The organism is Nocardia neocaledoniensis (genome assembly GCF_003182135.1).
Lineage (GTDB): Bacteria > Actinomycetota > Actinomycetes > Mycobacteriales > Mycobacteriaceae > Nocardia > Nocardia neocaledoniensis.
Genome location: NZ_QGTL01000005.1, coordinates 237,007 through 251,001, shown reverse-complemented (window position 1 = coordinate 251,001; position 13,995 = coordinate 237,007). Strand labels below are relative to the sequence as shown.

The 13,995-nt window shown below is 70.9% G+C and carries 16 protein-coding genes and 1 pseudogene; 9 read left to right on the top strand and 8 right to left on the bottom strand.

Going from position 1 to position 13,995, the window contains the following annotated elements; all coding sequences use genetic code 11:
* The first annotated feature begins 47 nt into the window (after nt 1–47).
* Nucleotides 48–1,352 (top strand): DUF1254 domain-containing protein, encoded by a 1,305-nt coding sequence (locus DFR69_RS16655; RefSeq protein WP_110038645.1) that lies wholly within the window; start codon nt 48–50, stop codon nt 1,350–1,352.
* A 2-nt stretch (nt 1,353–1,354) separates the two neighbouring features.
* A complete protein-coding gene (locus tag DFR69_RS16650; RefSeq protein ID WP_244198299.1) occupies nt 1,355–3,205 on the top strand; it encodes a glycoside hydrolase family 15 protein in 1,851 nt (616 codons plus the stop codon).
* A gap of 6 nt (nt 3,206–3,211) precedes the next feature.
* On the opposite strand, the gene DFR69_RS16645 is transcribed toward DFR69_RS16650, so the two are convergent.
* On the bottom strand, nt 3,212–3,673 hold the full coding sequence (locus DFR69_RS16645; RefSeq protein ID WP_110038477.1) for a hypothetical protein: 462 nt from the start codon (nt 3,671–3,673) through the stop codon (nt 3,212–3,214).
* Nucleotides 3,674–3,937: 264 nt separating this feature from the next.
* Nucleotides 3,938–4,213, bottom strand: coding sequence for a hypothetical protein (locus tag DFR69_RS16640; protein WP_146229303.1), 276 nt, complete (start codon nt 4,211–4,213; stop codon nt 3,938–3,940).
* Between the two features lie 231 nt (nt 4,214–4,444).
* On the opposite strand from DFR69_RS16640, the gene DFR69_RS16635 reads away from it, so the two are divergent.
* Nucleotides 4,445–4,687, top strand: coding sequence for a hypothetical protein (locus DFR69_RS16635; protein WP_110038475.1), 243 nt, complete (start codon nt 4,445–4,447; stop codon nt 4,685–4,687).
* 601 nt (nt 4,688–5,288) lie between these two features.
* On the opposite strand, the pseudogene DFR69_RS16630 reads toward DFR69_RS16635, so the two are convergent.
* The 3 genes and pseudogenes from DFR69_RS16630 to DFR69_RS16620 form a co-directional block, all read right to left on the bottom strand.
* A pseudogene (locus tag DFR69_RS16630) lies at nt 5,289–5,489 on the bottom strand (hypothetical protein); the annotation flags it as partial.
* Nucleotides 5,490–5,543: 54 nt separating this feature from the next.
* Nucleotides 5,544–6,161 (bottom strand): hypothetical protein, encoded by a 618-nt coding sequence (locus DFR69_RS16625; RefSeq protein WP_244198298.1) that lies wholly within the window; start codon nt 6,159–6,161, stop codon nt 5,544–5,546.
* An 80-nt stretch (nt 6,162–6,241) separates the two neighbouring features.
* Entirely contained in the window at nt 6,242–7,327 is a 1,086-nt protein-coding gene (locus DFR69_RS16620) for an NAD(P)-dependent alcohol dehydrogenase (protein WP_110038474.1), read from the bottom strand.
* 149 nt (nt 7,328–7,476) lie between these two features.
* Here DFR69_RS16620 and hpnE point away from each other — a divergent pair, with 149 nt between their 5' ends.
* Complete coding sequence (hpnE, locus tag DFR69_RS16615; RefSeq protein ID WP_110038473.1) at nt 7,477–8,844, top strand: hydroxysqualene dehydroxylase HpnE; 1,368 nt, start codon at nt 7,477–7,479, stop codon at nt 8,842–8,844.
* Here the strand turns inward: hpnE and DFR69_RS16610 are convergent.
* Nucleotides 8,841–9,767: a LysR family transcriptional regulator gene (locus DFR69_RS16610; RefSeq protein WP_110038472.1), complete on the bottom strand. Its 927-nt coding sequence runs from the start codon at nt 9,765–9,767 to the stop codon at nt 8,841–8,843. The genes hpnE and DFR69_RS16610 overlap by 4 nt on opposite strands.
* A 126-nt stretch (nt 9,768–9,893) precedes the next feature.
* On the opposite strand from DFR69_RS16610, the gene DFR69_RS16605 reads away from it, so the two are divergent.
* Both DFR69_RS16605 and DFR69_RS16600 read left to right on the top strand, forming a co-directional pair.
* The gene (locus DFR69_RS16605; RefSeq protein ID WP_110038471.1) at nt 9,894–10,709 is read left to right on the top strand and encodes an inositol monophosphatase family protein; all 816 of its coding nucleotides are present in this window, start codon (nt 9,894–9,896) and stop codon (nt 10,707–10,709) included.
* A gap of 33 nt (nt 10,710–10,742) precedes the next feature.
* Nucleotides 10,743–11,339, top strand: coding sequence for an NADPH-dependent F420 reductase (locus tag DFR69_RS16600; RefSeq protein WP_110038470.1), 597 nt, complete (start codon nt 10,743–10,745; stop codon nt 11,337–11,339).
* Nucleotides 11,340–11,350: 11 nt separating this feature from the next.
* On the opposite strand, the gene DFR69_RS16595 is transcribed toward DFR69_RS16600, so the two are convergent.
* Nucleotides 11,351–11,971, bottom strand: a complete 621-nt coding sequence (locus DFR69_RS16595; RefSeq protein WP_110038469.1) for a TetR/AcrR family transcriptional regulator — start codon at nt 11,969–11,971, stop codon at nt 11,351–11,353.
* Between the two features lie 76 nt (nt 11,972–12,047).
* On the opposite strand from DFR69_RS16595, the gene DFR69_RS16590 reads away from it, so the two are divergent.
* Nucleotides 12,048–12,428, top strand: a complete 381-nt coding sequence (locus tag DFR69_RS16590) for a DUF1761 domain-containing protein (protein WP_110038468.1) — start codon at nt 12,048–12,050, stop codon at nt 12,426–12,428.
* Between the two features lie 25 nt (nt 12,429–12,453).
* Nucleotides 12,454–12,759: a DUF1905 domain-containing protein gene (locus tag DFR69_RS16585; RefSeq protein ID WP_110038467.1), complete on the top strand. Its 306-nt coding sequence runs from the start codon at nt 12,454–12,456 to the stop codon at nt 12,757–12,759.
* 20 nt (nt 12,760–12,779) lie between these two features.
* Here the strand turns inward: DFR69_RS16585 and DFR69_RS16580 are convergent, their stop codons facing one another.
* Nucleotides 12,780–13,304: a TetR family transcriptional regulator gene (locus tag DFR69_RS16580; RefSeq protein WP_208643990.1), complete on the bottom strand. Its 525-nt coding sequence runs from the start codon at nt 13,302–13,304 to the stop codon at nt 12,780–12,782.
* A gap of 221 nt (nt 13,305–13,525) precedes the next feature.
* On the opposite strand from DFR69_RS16580, the gene DFR69_RS16575 reads away from it, so the two are divergent.
* Nucleotides 13,526–13,984, top strand: a complete 459-nt coding sequence (locus DFR69_RS16575; RefSeq protein WP_167456295.1) for a hypothetical protein — start codon at nt 13,526–13,528, stop codon at nt 13,982–13,984.
* The last annotated feature ends 11 nt before the right edge of the window (nt 13,985–13,995 follow it).

Genomic DNA, 13,995 nt, shown 5'->3' with positions numbered 1-13,995 from the left:
CACCGAGACAGTGGTGACCGCACGGACTGCCGACGATGGAGGGGTCGATGAGTGTCTTGGCTTCCGATCTGCGCACCCTGAGCCGGGAGGCGTACATCTACTTGTACCCACTGGTGACGACCGCCGAAACCCGGCGACAGCAGATCAACGGCGCCGCCGGATCGCAACCGAGCTTCGGCCCGCCGAACCGGTTCCACCACATCCGCGAGTTCCCCGGGGCCGCGTTCCGGACGGTCGTGCGGCCCAACTTCGACACGCTGTACTCGAGCGCCTGGATCGATCTCACCCAAGGCCCGGTCCGCGTGCAGACGCCCGACAGCGACGAGCGCTACTACATGCTGCCGATGCTCGACGCGTGGACCGACGTGTTCGCCAGTCCCGGCAAACGCACGACCGGCACCGAACCCCAGGACTACCTGCTCGTCGGTCCCGGCTACACCGGGCAACCACCCGCCGACATCCCGGTCCTGCGCGCGCCCACACACCACGTCTGGATCATCGCGCGGGCGCAGACGAACGGCCCTGCCGACTACGCGGCCGTCAACGCGTTCCAGGACGGACTCCGGATCAGCGAGGTCGGCGAGCGTCCTCCGTTCACGCCCGATCCGACGGTCGACACCAGTGTGGAACCGCTGCACGTGGTCGAGTCCCTCTCGGCGGCCGACTTCTTCCGGCGGGCCACCGACGCGCTCGCGGTCGATCCCCCGCACCAGACCGATTTCTCCCAGCTGGCGCGGATCGCACCACTGGGCATCGTGCCGGGCCGGACCTTCGACGCGACGCGGTTCACGGCCGCCGACCTCGCCCGGATCGACGCAGGCGTGGCCGACGCGCGAGCCGCCATCACCGAGGCACCGCGGACCCTCGTCCAGCCCGTCGACGGCTGGGTCACCCTCCCCACCGGCGTGTACGGCAACGACTATCTCGCCCGCGCGACGATCGCCAAGGCCGGGCTCGGCGCCAACCCACCCGAGGACGCCGTCTATCCGCTGCTGCTCGCCGACTCCGAAGGCAAACCGCCCGTAGGCGATTCCGACTACGTCCTGCATTTCGACGCGGGCGAGCTGCCGCCGGTCGACGCCTTCTGGTCGGTGACCATGTACGACGCGGAGGGCTTCCAGGCGCCCAACGAGCTCGACCGCTTCGCCATCGGCGACCGCGACGACCTCCGGTTCAACCCCGACGGTTCCCTCGACATCCACATCTCGCACACCAACCCCGGGCCGGAGCGCGAGTCGAACTGGTTGCCCGCCCCCATCGGTCCGCTCGGCATCACTCTGCGCCTGTACGCGCCGCACGCCGCCGCGCTCGACCGCACCTGGACGCCGCCGCCGGTGCACAAGGTCCGCTGAGGATGGCTGTGCACGCCTATCCCGCGATCGACGACCACGGCATCGTCGGCGACCTGCAGACCGCCGCGCTCGTGTCGACCGCGGGAACCATCGACTGGTGGTGCGCGCCCCGCTTCGATTCGCCGAGTGTGTTCGGCTCGCTGCTCGACAGCGAGAAGGGCGGGCACTGTGCGCTCGCGGTCGACCCGACCGCCGCCGCGATGACGGTCCGGCAGCTCTACCTCCCCGACACCGCCGTCCTGCTCACCCGGTTCGCCGGTCCGGACGGCGTGGGCGAGGTGGCCGACTTCATGGCGCCCATCGCCGGCACCGAGCCGGCCGAACGGCACCGGCTGGTCCGGGTCGCCCGGGTGGTGCGCGGCCGTCTCACGTTCACCCTGGCGTGCCGTCCCCGATTCGACTACGCGCGGGCCGAGCACACCCTCACCACCGTCGACGAGCGGACCGCGGTCTTCAGCTCCCCGGTCGCCGATCTGCACCTGCAGGCCACCGATCCGATCGTGCTCGACGCCGACCGGGTGGACGTCACCGCGCGGTTCACGCTGTCCGCCGGCGAGCGGGCCGCCGTCGTGCTGACCACCGTCCCCACGGGTGCGGCGGTCTCGCCGGCGCCGACCTGGCCCGCGATGGTCGAGGAGTTCGACCGGTGCCGCCACTTCTGGCAGACCTGGCTGCGCTCGTCGACCTATCGCGGGCGCTGGCGCGACATGGTCAACCGCTCTGCGATCACCCTCAAGCTGCTGACCTACGCCCCGACCGGCGCCCCGATCGCCGCGGCCACGATGGGACTGCCCGAACAGATCGGCGGCGAACGCAATTGGGACTATCGCTACACCTGGATCCGGGACGCGTCACTGTCGGTGCGCGCCCTGATCGATCTCGGCTTCACCGAGGAGGCCTTCGCCTTCCGTCGCTGGTTGCGCGCTCGCGTCGAGGCGGGCGGCACCGCCTCGGGTGAGCCGCTGCAGATCATGTACCGGGTCGACGGCGACCCGGAACTCGACGAGATCGTGCTGCCCCACCTGGCGGGATACCGGGGCTCGGCGCCGGTACGGGTCGGCAACGGGGCGGCCGACCAGATCCAGCTCGACATCTACGGCGAGGCGACCGACGCGCTGGCGCAGGCGACGGACATGGCCGGCATCACCGGCTGGCGGACTTTCACCGACCTCATCGACTGGCTCGCCGACCACTGGGACCGGCCCGACGAGGGCATCTGGGAGACCCGCGGCGGCAGGCAGGACTTCACCTACAGCAGGCTGATGACCTGGGTCGCGTTCGACCGCGCCATCCGGATGGCCACCGAGCAGGCCAGGCCCGCCGACGTCGCCCGCTGGACCACCGAACGCGACGCCGTCTTCCGGCAGATCGTCGAGCGCGGATGGAATCCGCAGCGGCAGGCGTTCGTCCAGCACTTCGCGACCGACGTGCTCGACGCCTCGCTGCTGCTCATGCCCCGGATGGGGTTCCTGTCCCCCACCGATCCGATGTGGACGAGCACGCTGGCGGCGATGGATCACGAACTCGTCAGCGACAGCCTGGTCTACCGGTACGACCCCGAGGCCTCGCCCGACGGTCTGCGCGGTACCGAGGGCACCTTCAACCTGTGCAGTTTCCTCTACGTCGAAGCGCTCGCCAGGACCGGCAGGGTGCAGCAGGCCCGCTACGCCTTCGACAAGATGCTCACCTACGCCAATCACGTGGGACTGTTCGCCGAGGAGATCGGGCCGTCCGGCGAGCAGTTGGGCAATTTCCCGCAGGCGTTCACGCATCTGGCCCTGATCGCCGCCGCGCTCGCACTCGACGAGGAACTCGATCGTGCCGAGGCTCAGCCACCCTCGCCCCTGCGCTGAACTGGGTCAGCGGTCGCTGTCGTCGCCGGGCTTGCGGTCGCCGGGGCCGACGCGGCGCGGGCTCATCCTGGGCCGGGTGACTCCGGGTGTGGAGTCCGTACCGGCGCGCCGGCGACGTGACGCGCCGAGGTCGATCACGTCCGCGTCGTGCTCGCCGCTCCCGCTCGCCGATGCCGCGCGGCGCGGCGCTCCCTCGACCGGCCACGCACCGGTCTCCTGCTGAAGTTCCGCCCTGGTCACCGGGCGGGTCGGCGCCGGATCGTAGACGGGTTCGGGGTACCACGGCCTGCGCCTGGCCTCGCTCGCCTCGGTGCGGCCGCGGCGCGGCGGCCTGGGCAGCCGAACCACGTTCGACGCGCCGCTCTCGCCCGCGTCGGCGGCCTTGGACTCTTCCCACTTCCGGCGCAGCTGTTCGACCGCGTCGAATCGGCTCTCGCCGGGCCCGGCTCCGTCTTCCTGATCCGACATCGAACTAACCGCGGACAGGCGTCGCGCCACGCGTCGATCTCACAGCGGCCAGCACCCCGCATCTCGTTCCAGGTCTTCGTTCACCTTCGTATTCTGCCCCAAAACCCCCACACCTGCCCGCACCCACCCCCATGGACTGAAACGTCGCCCGCTCAGTTGACCGGCCGCGCGGACGTGCGCCGAGGGCGATCCAGCACCCTCGGCGCACGCTGTCAGGCGCTGCCGGAGGTCAGGTCGAGCACGGCCCGCGCCGCGTGCCCGCGCTCATGACGCGTCCGATTCGCTGCTGCCGCTGCCGATCTCGTAGATCAACGCGCAGACCGGCCCGTTCGGCTCCGCGTCGCAGAGCAGTATATAGAGCGCCCCGAGCGGGAAAGTGATCAGCGGTTTCAGCGACGAACCGGAGTCGCCGGAGCCGGTCGCGGAACCGGAATCCTCGATCGGTACGGCGGGCGTGGCCTGCGCGAGACCCGGCGACGCGCCCACCAACGTGGCGGAAAGAGCTATGGCGGCAAGGGTTTTGGTGAAGAGACTATTCATGACGAACTCCTGTGAAGGGTGTGCGCCGACCCTAACTCGGACCCGATAATGTGAAATACCTTAGTTTTACTGTCTGGCCGGGGCGGCAGGACCCGTGAGAGCATGCGAAGCGCGCTGTGTGGCCTGGCGCTGGTTGGCGTCGGCGGAAGCGGGAATCGGCGAGGTATTCACCCGATCACCTTCGCCGGCACGCAGTGCGGCTGAGGCACCAGGCCCGCACAGGAGCGTCCCATGCAGAACCCCAGCCCCCACCCCCGCGCGCGACAGATCGACGTCACCGGCCCCGACGTGGCCGACGACGCGACCGTCTACGACACCCACCTGGTCGTCCAACTCCACGACACTCCGCTCCGCGCGCTGTGCGCCTGCGCCGCCGGGCTCTCCGCACAGTCGCTGCTGCGTCTCGAGGCCGCGGCGGAGACGCTGCGCCGGACCGAGGGGCTCGAGCCCATGGAGTGGTCCTCACGGTTGTAACCGGAAGGAGCGCCATGGATCTGCTCGACCTCGCCCACCGGGTTCCACTGCTCTTCGACCACGACCGCGGGACCCGGGCCCAGGCCATCACGATCGCGCGGCCACCCGCCGAGGTGGCGGCGTTCTGGCACGACCCGGACAACCTCGATCGGATTCTCGACGGCATCGCCGAGCTCCGATCCGAGGGCGCGGACCGGAGCACCTGGGTCTTCGGCGCCGGAACCGAGCCCGAGACCCGCTGGGAGACCGAGGTGATCGACCTCGACGGCGGGCTGAGCTTCCTCGCCGCCGGGGACGCGGTCGGCGAATGGCGGGTGCGGGTGAGTTTCGCCGACGCGCCGCACGGTCTCGGGACCGAGGTGACGGTCCGGACCAGGACGCCGCTGCCACGACCGCTGACTCGCGCGGTCGTCTTCACCGCGCTCTATCGCGCCCGCGCGGCGTCGTGCGGGTTGACCGGCACCGGATCGGGCACCGTCCGCACCGCGAGTTCGTCGACGTCGTTCCAGCACAGGGCGCGCATCACCGCTCCTCTCCGGCGCGCCCGCTCGCGGACGGCGCCGATTCGGGGGTCTCGCCGGTTTGCAGCAGCGTCGGCACGCAGGAGGGTTCTGCTGTGCGCGACGATCGCCGTCATCGCGGTGTCCCAGTCGGTCTCGACCAGCGCGCCGTCGCGCCGGATCAGTGGGCGGGTCAACCGGTCGTCGGACGCGTTGGCCTGCCAGCCGAAGAGGTCCTTCGCGTCCAGCCTGCCGCGGTTGATCCGGTCGTCGGCGCAGCCGCGGACTCCGACCATCCGCCCGCCAGGGTTCGGCGATCCGGTCCTGTCGTCGCATCGTCGAGTGCCCCCGTGGGCTCAGACCGGGCGGTGCCGGACGCCGGTCGGGGGCAGACGGCGGGTGACGGAGCGGTCGTCCTCGGCCGGTACCCGCTCCTCGATCACGCGGGCGCGGTCGGCGCCGACCCGGGTCTGTTCGGCGAAGGCGATGTCGCGGGCGCTGCGAACCGACAGGCGTCCCAGCGAGGTTGCCGCGAAGAAGAGAATCAGCGCGCCGAGTCCGGCGAAGAACGTGAGCTGGATCAGCGCGCGCTTCAGATCCGACGTGGCGACGGGTTCCCCGAGGTCACCCAGGCGCAGCAGCGCGGCCAGGAACGGCCCGATGACGAACCACGCGCCGGCGGCGACGCCGAGCCAGCCGCCGAAACTCGCGACCAGCCGGTTGCGGCTCATCAGCATGAGCAGCCCACCGATGATCGCCACCACACCCGGCAGCACCTGCAGCCAGCCGCGGGCCGTCGTCCAGACCCAGGGCTCGTCGGGGGTGTACGCGAAATCGAAGTACGGACCGATGAACGGGACCAGCGCGCCCCACAGACCGAGCAGGAGCACCGCCAGCCCGCCGACCGCGCCGCGGCTGCGCGGCATCCGCAGCCGTCCGCCGTGCCCGGTCGAGACTTTCTCGTCGACGTCCATGACGCCTCCCATCATCGACAACAGAAGTACGCAGCGCATACCCCCGACCTGATCGATTACGCGCACACCCCCGATCCGATTCAGGGGAAGGTCACCACCGCCTTGATCACGGTCCCGGCCACCATGTCGGCTACGGCGTCGTTGATCCGGTGCACCGGATACTCCCGCACGAGCTTGTCCATCGGCAGCAGACCCCTGCGGTACCACTCGGTCAGGCGGGGCAGGAACACCTTCGGATCCACATCACCCTCGATGCTGCCGCGCAGCGTCTTCCCCCGGCCGATGAGCCCGGCGACGTCGACGGGCACGGGCGAGGACCCGAGTCCGACCAGGGCCAGCACACCGCGCGCGGTCAGCGAGTCGAGGGCCGTCGCGAGCACCGGCGCGGCGCCGGTGGTGTCGAGCGCGTGGCTGGCGCCCCCACCGGGCAGCGCCGCGATCCGCGCGGCGACGTCGTCGGTTCCACCGTCGAGGACCAGGTCAGCGCCCAGTTCGGCGGCGAGCGCGAGACGAACCGGCGACAGGTCGACCGCGACGACGGTGCCGACCCCGAGCGCGCGGGCCGCCAGGAGCGCCGACAACCCGACCGCCCCGACACCGAAGATCGCCAGCACCGAGGAGGCGTCCGGGGCGAGCACCTCGGCGACCACCCCCGCTCCGGTCTGCACCGAGCAACCGAACGCCGCGATCCGCACCGGGTCCAGGTCGGGCTCGACGACCACGAGGTTGCGTGGCGTGGTCAGGACATGGGAGGCGAAACTCGACTGCCCGAAGAACGCCCCGACCACCGGCCCGCTCTCGCTGCTCAGCGGTGAATCGGCACCGAACCGTCCGGCGTTGCGCACGGCCCACTGCGCGCAATAGCCGGGCAGACCATGAGCACACTCGGGGCACGCTCCACAGCTCTGGTAGGTGAGCAGCACCCGGTCGCCGACCGCGACGCCCGCCACGTCCCCGCCCACGGCCTCCACGACGCCGGCGCCCTCGTGCCCGAGCACGATGGGCATGGTCGCGGGGACGGCGGCCCTGGCGGTCAGGTCGGTGTGGCAGATCCCGCAGGCGAGCACGCGCACGAGCACCTCGTCCGGGCGCGGCGCGCGCAACGTCAGCGTCCGCACGGTCAGCGGCGCGCCGGCCCCGGCCGACACCGCGGCGATGATCTCCATCTCTGGGCTCCCCGTTCTCGGCGACACGATCTCGGTCCGATCTTCCACGTCTGTACACCTGTCCATACATGAATCCAGCATTTGCGCCCCGCGCTGACCGATCAGACGTTTCGCCGATAGAAAGAGAGACCTTGTTTTACATTGCCTCAATGGTGGAGAAGGCAAGCGATGCACGGAATTTCGTCGTGATCGGCGGTGGCCTGGCGGGTCTGGCCGCCGCGGTGTGGCTGGCGGAGGCCGGAAAGCAGGTGACGCTGCTCGAGCGGCGCGCCCGGCTGGGCGGCCGGACGCACGCGATGCGCGTGCCCGAGGTGGACGACATTCCGGACAACGGTCAGCATGTCGTGGCCAGCGGTTACCACAGCCTGTGGCGATACCTGGACAGCGTCGGCACCCGGCAGTACGTGACGTTCCCCGGATCGGGCAGCCTGCGCTGGCCGGGTGGACGCGCGGTCATGTTGCACACCAAGGGTTTCCGCGCGCTGCGCACACTGCTCGGCGCGCACCCGGACGCGAGCGCGCTGGACCGGCTGCGCGCACTGCGCGCCACGCTGCTGCTGATCCAGCAGGCGCTGTGGCAGCCGCGAGATCTCGCGGGACTCACCACCGACCAGTGGTTCCGGCGGGTCGGCATGCCGGCGAAAGCGCGGGAGGCGCTGTGGGATTGGCTCGCGCTCGGCATCGCGGCGGAGCCCGTGGACCGGGAGTCGGCCAAGGTGTTCGCCGATGTGCTGGCCACCGGCATCCGCATCGGCGTGCGGGACCGCGCCGCCGTCACGATCGGCTACCCCACCGTCGACCTCGACACCCTCTTCATCCGCGGCGCGGAGCGGGTCTTCGAACGGCACGGTGTGGACGTGCGCTACCGCGCGGTCGCCCGCAGGATCATCGTCACCGACGGCAGGGCGACCGGCGTCCGGCTGGCCGACGGTTCGGTGCTCGCGGCCGACGCGGTGATCTGCGCGGTGCCCAACACCAACATCGGCGGGCTCCTCGACGACCTGCCCGAGCATCCCGAGATCTACGCCGCCGCAGACAAACTCGGCGTCACACCGATCGTCAGCACGAACCTGTATCTGGATCGACCGCTGCGGACCAAGTCGGCCATGGAGGCGCTGATCGGCGGGACCGGCGTCATCGACGAGGTCTTCGACCGGCAGCGCATGCACGGCCGTACCCCCCACGGCACCTGGCTGTATTGCCTGACCACCAGCGGCGCCTACGAGCAGATCCACCGGAGCAACGACGAGATCGTCGCCGAGCAGCTGGAGCTGCTGCGCCGCTACTATCCCGAGGCCGCCGAGGCCCGGGTCGTGGCCGGTCACGTGGTGAAGATGCCGAAGGCCACCTTCTCCCAGGTCCTCGGCACCGACGACCTGCGTCCCGGCCAGCGCACCTCGGTCCCGAACCTCGTCCTGGCCGGCGACTGGACCCGCACGGACTGGTCGGCGACGATGGAGAGCGCCGCGCAGAGCGCCGAACGCGCCGTCGAAGCCCTGCTGCGCCAAGAGGATTAGCTCCGCGCCGCGGCACCCGGCGGCGCCATCGCGGCGCTCAACGCGGTGCGGGCCAGGTCGCGCAGCCAGCTGTGCGCGGGATCAGTGTCGTAGCGCTGATGCCACGACAAGTGGACCGCGGCGGGCGGCAGATCCAGCGGAAGCGGGAGCGCCACAAGGCCGAGCTCCGCGAGGGCGGGGCGCGCCGTCGATTCCGGCGTGGTCACGACGAGATCGGTATCGCGGACGAACTCGAACGCGGCCCGTTCGGTGGGCGCCGTCGCGACCACGCGGCGGGTGAGGTCGAGCCGCGCGAGCTCGTCGTCGAGAATGTTGGTGAGCCGTCCACGGCGCGAGACGGTGATGTGGTCGGCCTCGGCATACCGCGCGGCGGTCGGTGTCCCACCCCGGGTGAGTGGGTGTCCGCGCCGCACGACGACGACATGCCCTGACTCCGCCACCCGATCGGCACGGATCTCGGGCGCGGACGGGGGATTCGCGTCGGCGGCGAGGTCGACCTCCCCGCGCCGCAATTCCGGTGTGTCGACACTGGATTCGGCGAGGAAGCGCAGCCGAACCTTCGGCGCCTGCGCGCGCACCGCGGCCAGCAGCGCGGGGCCGGCGACGGCGACCAGCGCGTCGTGCCAGCACAGCGTGAAGGTCCGGTCGAGCGTCGCGAGGTCGAGCGCCCGGTTCGGCGCCAGCACGCCCTGGACCTGGCCCAGCAGATCGTGCACCTGCCCGCGAACGGCGAGCGCGTACGGCGTCGGCGTCATGGTGCGGCCGGTACGCACCAGGATCTGGTCACCGGTCGTCCGCCGGAGCCGACCGAGGCTGCGGCTCATGGCCGGCGCGGTGACGTGGAGGCGTTCGGCCGCTCCCGCCACGCTGCCCTCCTCCAGCAGTGCGTCGAGCGCCGCGAGCAGGTTCAAATCCAAGTGCATGAGAGTCATCTTAGGCGTGCACAACATGCACTTGCTGTTAATCCACCGCGCTCCTACGGTCGAGTCGTTGGGCAGCGAAGTCTCCGCCCCGAACACCCTTCTCCCCCGCTCAGACAGGACATCACCATGCCCGAATCACCCCGCGACGCCGACAGCGCACGCACCGCCGATCTGCTCGCCCACACCGCGACCGCTGTGCGCGCGGCCGGTTCGATCCTGCGTACACGGTTCGGCGAGGTGGTGCGCCACCGCAGTCGCGACGAGCTGATGCACGCGCTGGCCGCCAACGACGACGCGGTGCTCGACGTCCTGCGTCCGCGCCTCGAGGCGTTGCGGCCGGGCGCCCGGTGGGTGGCGGACGAACTGGACGGCGGCGCGCTGCCCGCCGGTGAGTGGTGGGTCGTCGATCCCGCCGAGGGCAACGTCAACCATCTGCACGCCCTGCCGGAATGGGCGGTGACCGCCACCCTCGTCCGCGACAATCGGCCCGTCCTCACCGTCGTCCACCTTCCGCTCACCGGCGAGACCTACACCGCGAGCGTGGGAGCGGGCGCCCACCTCGACGGCCGACCGCTACGCGTCGCGCCGACCACCGACCTCGGGCTGAGCATCGTCGCCACCAGTCAGGCCCGGCCCGACGAGGACGAGCGGACGGTGCGCCGCATCGGCTCCTCGATCACCGGCATGCTCCTCGACGCGCTCGTCGTGCGCACCGCCGTGCCCGCCACCCTGCACCTCGCGCACGTGGCCGCCGGCCGGATCGACGCGTTCTGGCAGTTCGCAGGTGCCCGCGCGGACCTGCTCCCCGGCGCACTGCTCGTCACCGAGGCAGGCGGACGGATCTCCACCGCGGCGGGTGACCCGTGGACCCCGGACAGCGACAGCTTCCTCGCGGCCGCGCCCGGCGTGCACCCCGCGGCGATTGCCACCCTCGCCCGCTGACCATCCCGCTCGCACGTCTTCCGGAGGACCACCATGACCACGATCGCCATCCTCGGCGCGGGCCGCGTCGGCAGCGGACTCGCCGCCGCGCTCACCCGCGCAGGCCACGACGTCACCGTCGCCGACCGCACACCGGGCGCCGCGGCCGCCGCCGCCCGCGCAGCGCGGGTCGTCATCAACGCCACCCCTGGCGCCGGTTCGCTGGAGCGGCTCACCGCACTGCGCGAGGAACTGCGCGGCACGATCCTCGTCGACGTCGCCAACGCCACTGTCGACGGGCCGGACGGACTGCCCGCCGGCCTGCTCTATCCCGGCGTGAGCCTGGCGGAGCGCCTGCAGGACGCACTGCCCGGAACACCGGTCGTCAAGACGCTGAACACCATGCTGCACTCGGTGATGACAGCACCCGACGCGCTGGCCCATGCGCCGTCGGTCTTCCTGTCCGGCAACGACATCCAGGCCAAACAGGTCGTCGCCGGACTGCTGGCCGACCTCGGCTGGCGCCGTGACCGGATCACCGATCTCGGCGGGATCGAGACGGCGCGGGCCACCGAGGCCGCGGTTCTGTTCGTGGCCCCGGTGCTCCGCTCGAGCGGTTTCGCGCCCTTCGCGGTCTCGATCGTCCGCTGACGCGGGGACCGTCAGCGCGGGCCGAAGGCCGCGAGGAAGGTGTCGACCGCCGCCTCCGGCTCGTCCGGGACGGTAGCGTCGGCGTCGAGCATCCGGGCGTTCAGCGGCGCGCCGATCACCAGCCAGGTGAGCTGTTCCGCGGCGATCGCGGCGTCGGGTACACGCAGCAGGCCGCGCGCGTCGAGCGCCGCGAGCGCGGCCGCGAGGTCACCGATGTTCCTGATCCAGCTCTTGTGCAGATACGTCGCCCCGACCTCGGGCTGCCTGCCCGCCTCGGCCGTGACCAGGCGGCGCATCTCCATCACGGCGGGCGACAGGATTCCCGCCCGCAGGATCCGCGCCCACGCGAGCAGTTCCCCGCGCACGTCCTCGGCCGCGGTGAGCGCCGCGAGGGCAGGGCGCAGCGCATCGCGGCCCGCGCTCGCCCACTGCTCCACGACCGCGGCGAACAGGCCGGACTTCGACGGATGTTCGCGATACAGCGAGGTTTTCGAGATCCCCGCCCGTGCGGCGACCTCGTCCATCGTCGAGCCGGCGAACCCGCGTTCCAGAAACACCTCTCGCGCGACCGCCAGTAATTCGGCGCCGGTCTTGCCGGGCGGCCTGCCGCGACGGTTTCCTGCAGCATTCATGTCGACCACTTTAGTACTTGACAGTACTCAGTCACCTCCCTAGATTAAGTACTGACTCGTACTCAAGGAGCTGGCCATGATTGTTGCAGGTGTCGCCGTCGCGGCGATCGTCTCGTTCGTCCTCAGCGCGGTGCTGTACGCGACTCCCCCGGTCGCCGCGCTGGTGGCGCGGACCAGTACCCCGCGCCCCGGCATCGGCGTGCCGGTCCAGATGCTGTTCGTGCTGCTGCGCGGCCTGCTCGCGGCGACGGTGCCGGCCATCCTGCTCGCCCTCGGCGATCGACAAGGGCTCGGCGCCGGGACGATACTGGGCCTGATCCTGGCGATCATCCCGGTGACCATCCTCGCCGGCGCGATCGTCCACGAGAACGTGCCGATCCCGACCGCGCTGGTACACATGTCCGACTGGGTCATGAAACTGATCGTCAGCGGCGCCGTCGTCGGCGCCTTCGCCTGAATCCCTTACCCCGACAGGAGCTCTCATGGCCACCACCCCGGGACCGATCGACATCACCTTCACCGCCGCTCTCGGCAAGGTCAGGCCGGGCGATACGTGGACGTGCGTGCAACTCCCCGATTCGGCGCGGATCTTCGGCACCAGAGGCCTGGTCAAGGTCAAGGGCACCGTCGACGGCGTTCCCTTCACCTCGTCGTTCATGGCCCTCGGCGACGGCACCCACAAACTCCCCGTCGCCGCCGCGATCCGGCGCCGCCTCGGCAAGACCGACGGCGACGAGGTCACCGTCCACCTGACCGAAAGACTCGGGGGCGCGGCCCGGTCCTCCTGAGCGAGCCGGCGCGGCGCCGGTCAGGCGGACGGCAGCGTGGCGGCCGCGGCCCGGATGAAGGCCATGGCGCGTTCCAGGTCCCCCGGTTCGGACCGATGGGCGAGCTCGCTGATCACGCTCGCGACCGTGGCCGCGAGCATGCGCGGGGCGAGGTCGTCGGGGTCCCAGCCCCGTTCCTCGGCGAGCAGCCGCGCACCCTCGTGGATCACATCGGTGAGGCGGCCCCGACACAGAGCTTCGAGCTGTGGGTTGGCGTGCAGCATGCGGTTGTACAGTTCGTCGAAGCCGTCCCGGGTGACCTCCCGGTGTCGCAGCCACGCCTCCACCGTGTCGAGAATGCCCTGCCCTTCGGGCCGGTTCTGCAACGTCTCGGCCAGCCCGTCGACCTGCGCCGTGAAATGCGCCAGCGCCAGTTCCAGCTTGGTCGGGAAGTACAGGGTGACCGTGCGCGGGGAGACCTCGGCCAGCTCGGCGATCTCGGCGATGCTCGTCGCGTCGAAACCCCGCTCGGCGAACAACTGATAGGCGGCGGTCTGGATCGCCACGCGGCGCCTCGCCTTACTGCGTTCCCTCAGGCCGCCGACGGTCATCGCCGAAGGTTACCACCGGCCCCCTGACGCATGGTCACGTCGTTTTCCACCGCCCGGCAACCCCCGGATGTGAGTGCGTTCACGCCCTGACCTCGTTGCCCGCCTGCGAAGTTCGAGTATTTTTACAGTAGGCAGTAATTATACGAAGCAGTGCAATGTACGAAGGGATGGGCATCATGACGACCACACTGTCCGCGACGACTTCCCGGATTTCCGGGACGACCGGGGCAACCGGCGTCCCGAACTCCTCGCACCGAGACGGCGTCGCCCTCTGGTCGCTGCGCGCCGTGGGCGCCGGGCAGGGCGCGCTGGGCATCGCCCTGTTGATCGCCGGAATCGCCGGCTCGTCGACCGGTGCGGCACCGGCCGCCCTGGCCGTATTCGGCGCGGCATTCCTGCTGCTCGGCGCAGCCACGGCGAGCAGGCCGCGCCCGATCATCGACCGCGCCCCGATCGGCACGCTGGCGGTGCTCGCCGATTCCGCGCTGACCGTGGCCGGCGTCGGGATGTTGCTGCTCGCCTGGGCCGAGCTCAGCACCGCGGGCGCGGCCGCGCTCCTCGTCGGCATCGTGGTAGCCGTGGTGGCGGCGATCGCTACCGCGTTCGCGGGCATCGACGACCGCGCGGCAAAGTAAGCACCGCCAAC

What these genes read in the sequence shown, in the direction of transcription:
- DFR69_RS16600 (WP_110038470.1), top strand. Translation starts at nt 10,743, where the DNA reads ATGACCACGATCGCCATCCTCGGCGCGGGCCGCGTCGGCAGCGGACTC.
- hpnE (WP_110038473.1), top strand. Translation starts at nt 7,477, where the DNA reads ATGGTGGAGAAGGCAAGCGATGCACGGAATTTCGTCGTGATCGGCGGT.
- DFR69_RS16650 (WP_244198299.1), top strand. Translation starts at nt 1,355, where the DNA reads ATGGCTGTGCACGCCTATCCCGCGATCGACGACCACGGCATCGTCGGC.
- DFR69_RS16575 (WP_167456295.1), top strand. Translation starts at nt 13,526, where the DNA reads ATGACGACCACACTGTCCGCGACGACTTCCCGGATTTCCGGGACGACC.
- DFR69_RS16605 (WP_110038471.1), top strand. Translation starts at nt 9,894, where the DNA reads ATGCCCGAATCACCCCGCGACGCCGACAGCGCACGCACCGCCGATCTG.
- DFR69_RS16645 (WP_110038477.1), bottom strand. Translation starts at nt 3,673, where the DNA reads ATGTCGGATCAGGAAGACGGAGCCGGGCCCGGCGAGAGCCGATTCGAC.
- DFR69_RS16595 (WP_110038469.1), bottom strand. Translation starts at nt 11,971, where the DNA reads ATGAATGCTGCAGGAAACCGTCGCGGCAGGCCGCCCGGCAAGACCGGC.
- DFR69_RS16610 (WP_110038472.1), bottom strand. Translation starts at nt 9,767, where the DNA reads ATGCACTTGGATTTGAACCTGCTCGCGGCGCTCGACGCACTGCTGGAG.
- DFR69_RS16625 (WP_244198298.1), bottom strand. Translation starts at nt 6,161, where the DNA reads ATGGACGTCGACGAGAAAGTCTCGACCGGGCACGGCGGACGGCTGCGG.
- DFR69_RS16655 (WP_110038645.1), top strand. Translation starts at nt 48, where the DNA reads ATGAGTGTCTTGGCTTCCGATCTGCGCACCCTGAGCCGGGAGGCGTAC.
- DFR69_RS16590 (WP_110038468.1), top strand. Translation starts at nt 12,048, where the DNA reads ATGATTGTTGCAGGTGTCGCCGTCGCGGCGATCGTCTCGTTCGTCCTC.
- DFR69_RS16620 (WP_110038474.1), bottom strand. Translation starts at nt 7,327, where the DNA reads ATGGAGATCATCGCCGCGGTGTCGGCCGGGGCCGGCGCGCCGCTGACC.
- DFR69_RS16585 (WP_110038467.1), top strand. Translation starts at nt 12,454, where the DNA reads ATGGCCACCACCCCGGGACCGATCGACATCACCTTCACCGCCGCTCTC.
- DFR69_RS16635 (WP_110038475.1), top strand. Translation starts at nt 4,445, where the DNA reads ATGCAGAACCCCAGCCCCCACCCCCGCGCGCGACAGATCGACGTCACC.
- DFR69_RS16640 (WP_146229303.1), bottom strand. Translation starts at nt 4,213, where the DNA reads ATGAATAGTCTCTTCACCAAAACCCTTGCCGCCATAGCTCTTTCCGCC.